General features: G+C 35.2%; 7 protein-coding genes and 1 pseudogene. All 8 read left to right on the forward strand.

What is annotated here, in order from left to right; translation table 11 throughout:
* Positions 1 to 8: 8 nt before the first annotated feature.
* Complete coding sequence (locus SMIDD28_RS10180) at positions 9 to 275, forward strand: RNA-binding S4 domain-containing protein (RefSeq protein ID WP_001234978.1); 267 nt, start codon at positions 9 to 11, stop codon at positions 273 to 275.
* Positions 268 to 636: a septum formation initiator family protein gene (locus tag SMIDD28_RS10185; protein ID WP_000041914.1), complete on the forward strand. Its 369-nt coding sequence runs from the start codon at positions 268 to 270 to the stop codon at positions 634 to 636. The genes SMIDD28_RS10180 and SMIDD28_RS10185 overlap by 8 nt, the downstream gene beginning before the upstream one ends.
* Positions 637 to 640: 4 nt before the next feature.
* Positions 641 to 763, forward strand: coding sequence for an SP_0009 family protein (locus SMIDD28_RS12455; RefSeq protein WP_061425850.1), 123 nt, complete (start codon positions 641 to 643; stop codon positions 761 to 763).
* On the forward strand, positions 756 to 2024 hold the full coding sequence (locus tag SMIDD28_RS10195; RefSeq protein ID WP_061425851.1) for a serine hydrolase: 1269 nt from the start codon (positions 756 to 758) through the stop codon (positions 2022 to 2024). The genes SMIDD28_RS12455 and SMIDD28_RS10195 overlap by 8 nt, the downstream gene beginning before the upstream one ends.
* A complete protein-coding gene (gene tilS, locus SMIDD28_RS10200) occupies positions 2021 to 3298 on the forward strand; it encodes a tRNA lysidine(34) synthetase TilS (protein ID WP_061425852.1) in 1278 nt (425 codons plus the stop codon). Before SMIDD28_RS10195 ends, tilS begins: the two co-directional genes overlap by 4 nt.
* Before the next feature lie 4 nt (positions 3299 to 3302).
* Positions 3303 to 3845, forward strand: coding sequence for a hypoxanthine phosphoribosyltransferase (gene hpt / locus SMIDD28_RS10205; RefSeq protein WP_000892176.1), 543 nt, complete (start codon positions 3303 to 3305; stop codon positions 3843 to 3845).
* A 15-nt stretch (positions 3846 to 3860) separates the two neighbouring features.
* Positions 3861 to 5819 carry an ATP-dependent zinc metalloprotease FtsH gene (gene ftsH / locus SMIDD28_RS10210; RefSeq protein WP_061425853.1) on the forward strand — a complete coding sequence of 653 codons (1959 nt, stop codon included), beginning with the start codon at positions 3861 to 3863 and terminating at the stop codon, positions 5817 to 5819.
* Positions 5820 to 5939: 120 nt separating this feature from the next.
* Positions 5940 to 6095, forward strand: a pseudogene (locus SMIDD28_RS11465) (sigma-70 family RNA polymerase sigma factor); the annotation flags it as partial.
* Between the last annotated feature and the right edge of the window lie 4 nt (positions 6096 to 6099).

The raw sequence follows: 6099 nt of genomic DNA on the forward strand, positions 1-6099 counted from the left end.
TAATAAGGATGAGATTAGACAAATATTTAAAAGTATCGCGAATTATCAAGCGTCGTACAGTTGCAAAAGAAGTAGCAGATAAAGGCAGAATCAAGGTGAATGGAATCTTGGCCAAAAGTTCAACGGACTTGAAAGTTAATGACCAAGTTGAAATTCGTTTTGGAAATAAATTGTTACTTGTAAAAGTACTGGAGATGAAAGATAGTACAAAAAAAGAAGATGCAGCAGGCATGTATGAAATTATCAGTGAAACACGGGTAGAAGAAAATGTCTAAAAATATTGTACAATTGAATAATTCTTTTATTCAAAATGAATACCAACGTCGGCGCTACCTGATGAAAGAGCGACAAAAACGGAATCGTTTCATGGGTTGGGTATTGATTTTGATTATGCTATTATTTATCTTGCCAACTTTTAATTTAGCGCAGAGTTATCAGCAATTACTCCAACGACGTCAGCAATTATCAGAATTGCAAACTCAGTATCAAACTTTGAGTGATGAAAAGGATAAGGAGACAGCATTTGCTACCAAGTTGAAAGATGAGGATTATGCTGCCAAATATACACGAGCGAAGTACTATTATTCTAAGTCGAGGGAAATAGTTTATACGATTCCTGACTTGCTTCAAAGGTGATAAAATGGAAAATTTACTAGACGTAATAGAGCAATTTTTGAGTTTGTCAGATGAAAAGCTGGAAGAATTGGCTGATAGAAATCAATTATTGCGTTTACAAGAAGAAAAGGAAAGGAAGAATGCGTAAATTCTTAATTATTTTGTTGCTACCAAGTTTTTTGACCATTTCAAAAGTTGTTAGCACAGAAAAAGAAGTCGTCTATACTTCGAAAGAAATTTATTACCTTTCACAATCTGACTTTGGTATTTATTTTAGAGAAAAATTAAGTTCTCCCATGGTTTATGGAGAGGTTCCTGTTTATGCGAATGAAGATTTAGTAGTGGAATCTGGAAAATTGACTCCCAAAACAAGTTTTCAAATAACCGAGTGGCGCTTAAATAAACAAGGAATTCCGGTATTTAAGCTATCAAATCATCAATTTATAGCTGCGGATAAACGATTTTTATATGATCAATCAGAGGTAACTCCAACAATAAAAAAAGTATGGTTAGAATCTGATTTTAAACTGTACAATAGTCCTTATGACTTAAAAGAAGTGAAATCATCCTTATCAGCTTATTCGCAAGTATCAATTGACAAGACAATGTTTGTAGAAGGAAGAGAATTTCTACATATTGATCAGGCTGGATGGGTAGCTAAAGAATCAACTTCTGAAGAAGATAATCGGATGAGTAAAGTCCAAGAAATGTTATCGGAAAAATATCAGAACGATTCATTCTCTATTTATGTTAAGCAACTGACTACTGGAAAAGAAGCTGGTATCAATCAAAATGAAAAGATGTATGCAGCTAGTGTTTTGAAACTACCTTATCTCTATTATGCGCAAGAAAAAATAAATGATGGTCTTTATCAGTTAGATACGACTGTAAAATATGTATCTGCAGTCAATGATTTTCCAGGTTCTTATAAACCAGAGGGAAGTGGTAGTCTTCCTAAAAAAGAGGATAATAAAGAATATTCTTTAAAGGATTTAATTACGAAAGTATCTAAAGAATCTGATAATGTAGCTCATAATATATTGGGTTATTACATTTCAAACCAATCTGATGCCACATTCAAATCCAAGATGTCTGCCATTATGGGAGATGATTGGGATCCAAAAGAAAAATTGATTTCTTCCAAGATGGCTGGGAAGGTCATGGAAGCTATTTATAATCAAAATGGATTTGTGCTAGAGTCTTTGACTAAAACAGATTTTGATAATCAGCGAATTGCCAAAGGTGTTTCTGTGAAGGTAGCTCATAAAATTGGGGATGCGGACGAATTTAAGCATGATACGGGTGTTGTCTACGCAGATTCTCCATTTATTCTTTCTATTTTCACTAAGAATTCTGATTATGATACAATTTCTCAGATAGCTAAGGATGTTTATGAGGTTCTAAAATGAGGGAACAAGATTTTTTAAATCATTTTCTCAAGAAGGGATATTTCAAAAAGCATACTAAGGTGGTGCTAGCTCTTTCTGGTGGATTAGATTCTATGTTTCTATTTAAGGTATTGTCTACTTATCAAAAAGAGTTAGAAATTGAATTAATCCTAGCTCATGTGAATCATAAGCAGAGAGTAGAATCAGATTGGGAAGAACAGGAATTAAGGAAGTTAGCTGCTGAAGCAGAGCTTCCTATTTATATCAGCGATTTTTCAGGAGAATTTTCAGAAGCGCGTGCTCGACATTTTCGTTATGATTTTTTTCAAGAGGTCATGAAAAAGACAGGTGCGACAGCTTTAGTTACTGCCCACCATGCTGATGACCAGGTGGAAACGATTTTGATGCGTTTGATTCGAGGCACTCGTTTGCGCTATCTATCAGGAATTAAGGAGAAGCAAATAGTCGGAGTGATAGAAATCATTCGTCCCTTCTTGCATTTTCAGAAAAAAGACTTTCCACCAATTTTTCACTTTGAAGATACATCAAATAAGAAAAATCATTATTTTCGAAATCGTATTCGAAATTCTTATTTACCAGAATTAGAAAAAGAAAATCCTCGATTTAGAGATGCAATCTTAAGTATCGGTAATGAAATTTTAGATTATGACTTAGCTATAGCTGAATTATCAAAGAATATTGATGTAGAAAATTTAGAGCAGCTATTGTCTTACTCTGAGTCGACACAAAGAGTTTTACTTCAAACTTATCTGAATCGTTTTCCAGATTTGAATCTTACAAAAGCGCAGTTTGATGAAGTTATGCAAATTTTAAAAACTAAAAGCCAGTATCGTCATCTGCTTAAAAATGGCTATGAATTGATAAAAGAGTATCAACAGTTTCAGATTTGTAAAATCAGTCCGCAGGCTGATGAAAAGGAAGATGAACTTGTGTTACACTATCAAAATCAGGTATCTTATCAAGGATATTTATTTTCTTTTGGACTTCCTTTAGAAGGTGAATTAATTCAGCAGGTACCTGTTTCACGGGAAACATCAATACACATTCGTCATCGAAAAACAGGAGATTTTTTGATTCAAAATGGGCATAGAAAAAAACTCAGACGTCTATTTATTGATTTGAAAATCCCTATGGAAAAGCGGAAATCTGCTCTGATTATTGAGCAATTTGGTGAAATTGTCTCAATTTTGGGAATTGCGACCAGTAATTTGAGTAAAAACACGAAAAATGATATAATGAACACTGTACTTTATATAGAAAAAATAGATAGGTAAAAAAATGTTAGAAAACGATATTAAAAAAATCCTCGTTTCACACGATGAAATTACAGAAGCTGCTAAAAAATTAGGTGCTCAATTAACCAAAGACTATGCAGGAAAAAATCCAATTTTAGTTGGGATTTTAAAAGGATCTATTCCTTTTATGGCTGAATTGGTCAAACATATTGATACACATATTGAAATGGACTTCATGATGGTTTCTAGCTACCATGGTGGAACAGCAAGTAGTGGTGTTATCAATATTAAACAAGATGTGACTCAAGATATCAAAGGAAGACATGTTCTATTTGTAGAAGATATCATTGATACAGGTCAAACTTTGAAGAATTTGCGAGATATGTTTATTGCAAGAGAAGCAGCTTCTGTTAACATTGCAACCTTGTTGGATAAACCAGAAGGACGTGTTGTAGAAATTGAGGCAGACTATACCTGCTTTACTATCCCAAATGAGTTTGTAGTAGGTTATGGTTTAGACTACAAAGAAAATTATCGTAACCTTCCTTATGTTGGAGTATTGAAAGAAGAAGTGTATTCAAATTAGAAAGAACAATTTTTAATGAAAAAACAAAATAATGGTTTAATTAAAAATCCTTTTCTATGGTTATTACTTATTTTTTTCCTAGTTACAGCTTATCAGTATTTTAGTACAGGTAGTGTTGCAGGGAAAAGTGAGCAAATTAATTATACAGAATTGGTAAAAGAAATTACCGATGACAATGTAAAAGAATTGACTTACCAACCAAATGGTAGTGTTATCGAAGTTTCGGGTGTCTATAAAAATCCTAAAACAAGTAAAGAAGAAACAGGCATTCAGTTCTTTTCTCCTGCTGCTACAACAGTAGAGAAATTTTCAAGTATTATTCTTCCTTCAGACACTACAGTATCAGAATTGCAAAAGCTTGCTTCTGACCATAAAGCGGAAGTAACTGTTAAACATGAAAGTTCAAGTGGTATGTGGATTAATATTCTTGTATCCATTGTGCCATTCGGTATTCTTTTCTTCTTCCTATTCTCTATGATGGGAAATATGGGAGGAAATAATGGCCGTAACCCAATGAGTTTTGGACGTAGTAAGGCTAAAGCCGCAAATAAAGAAGATATTAAAGTAAGATTTTCAGATGTTGCTGGAGCTGAAGAAGAAAAACAAGAACTAGTTGAAGTTGTTGAATTCTTAAAAGATCCAAAACGATTTACGAAACTTGGAGCCCGTATTCCAGCAGGTGTTCTTTTGGAGGGACCTCCAGGAACAGGTAAAACTTTGCTTGCTAAGGCAGTAGCCGGAGAAGCAGGTGTTCCATTCTTTAGTATTTCAGGTTCTGACTTTGTAGAAATGTTTGTCGGAGTTGGAGCTAGTCGTGTTCGCTCTCTTTTTGAAGATGCCAAAAAAGCAGCACCAGCTATTATCTTTATCGATGAAATTGATGCTGTTGGACGTCAACGTGGAGTCGGTCTCGGCGGAGGTAATGATGAACGTGAGCAAACCTTGAACCAACTTTTGATTGAGATGGATGGTTTTGAGGGAAATGAAGGGATTATTGTCATCGCTGCGACAAACCGTTCAGATGTACTTGACCCTGCCCTTCTGCGCCCAGGACGTTTTGATAGAAAAGTCTTGGTTGGTCGCCCTGATGTTAAAGGTCGTGAAGCAATCTTGAAAGTTCATGCTAAGAACAAGCCTTTAGCAGAAGATGTTGATTTGAAATTAGTGGCTCAACAAACTCCAGGCTTTGTTGGTGCTGATTTGGAGAATGTCTTGAATGAAGCGGCTTTAGTTGCTGCTCGTCGCAATAAATCGATAATTGATGCCTCAGATATTGATGAAGCAGAAGATAGAGTTATTGCTGGACCTTCTAAGAAAGATAAGACAGTTTCACAAAAAGAACGAGAATTGGTTGCTTACCATGAGGCAGGACATACCATTGTTGGTCTAGTCTTGTCGAATGCTCGCGTTGTCCATAAGGTTACAATTGTACCACGCGGCCGTGCAGGTGGTTACATGATTGCACTTCCTAAAGAAGATCAAATGCTTCTATCTAAAGAAGATATGAAAGAGCAATTAGCTGGCTTAATGGGTGGACGTGTAGCTGAAGAAATTATCTTTAATGTCCAAACTACAGGAGCTTCAAACGACTTTGAACAGGCGACTCAAATGGCGCGTGCAATGGTTACAGAGTACGGTATGAGTGAAAAACTTGGCCCAGTACAATATGAAGGAAATCATGCTATGTTTGGTGCACAAAGCCCTCAAAAATCAATTTCAGAACAAACAGCTTATGAAATTGACGAAGAGGTTCGTTCATTATTGAATGAAGCACGAAATAAAGCTGCTGAAATTATTCAGTCAAATCGTGAAACTCACAAGTTGATTGCAGAAGCATTATTGAAATACGAAACATTGGATAGTATACAAATTAAAGCTCTTTACGAAACAGGAAAGATGCCTGAAGCAGTAGAAGAGGAATCTCATGCACTATCCTATGATGAAGTAAAGTCAAAAATGAATGACGAAAAATAACCTTAAGAGAGGCCCGTCCTCTCTTTTTTGTGCAGTTGAGGAGCTAAAGGGTGCAGAATGGATGAAATGGGACAAAAGTGTATCTGAATCTGTTAGACTGTATCTAGAAAGGGGAAGATTATGCTTAAAAAAATGTATGAAGAAGTCCAAGGAATTGTATACAAGTGTAGAAATGAATATTACCTTCATTTGTGGGAGTTATCGGACTGGGACCAAGAGGGAATGATTTGCTTACATGAATTGATTAGTAGAGAAGAAGGAATAGTAGAAGATATGTAAG

The sequence above is a fragment of the Streptococcus mitis genome (assembly GCF_001579045.1).
Taxonomy (GTDB): domain Bacteria; phylum Bacillota; class Bacilli; order Lactobacillales; family Streptococcaceae; genus Streptococcus; species Streptococcus mitis_D.